1 protein-coding gene is annotated in these 249 nt (G+C 37.3%); it reads left to right on the top strand.

Translation table 11 applies throughout. The features are described 5' to 3' along the window. A partial coding sequence (gene zapE / locus ACFIK8_RS12945) for an AFG1/ZapE family ATPase (protein ID WP_375669655.1) occupies positions 1-249 on the top strand: 249 nt, incomplete at both ends.

Below are 249 nucleotides of genomic sequence, written 5' to 3'. Positions count from 1 at the left end.
AGGGGCGTGTTACCATACAATTTTTGTCGATAATGTACCGGTAATGGATGACACGTGTCGCAATGAAGCAAAACGATTTATTTTATTTATTGATATTCTCTATGAACGCCACATAAGATTGTTTATGTCAGCGGCAGCAGGATTTGATGATTTGTATAAAGGACGTGCACAGACGACAGAAACATTTGAGTTTCAAAGAACACGATCACGTCTTTTTGAGATGCAAAGCCAGGATTATTTGAAAATTTG

This window comes from Bartonella sp. MR168JLCBS (genome assembly GCF_042194175.1).
Note: the sequence above shows the minus strand (reverse complement) of the source record. Positions and strands in the feature narration are given on the sequence as shown.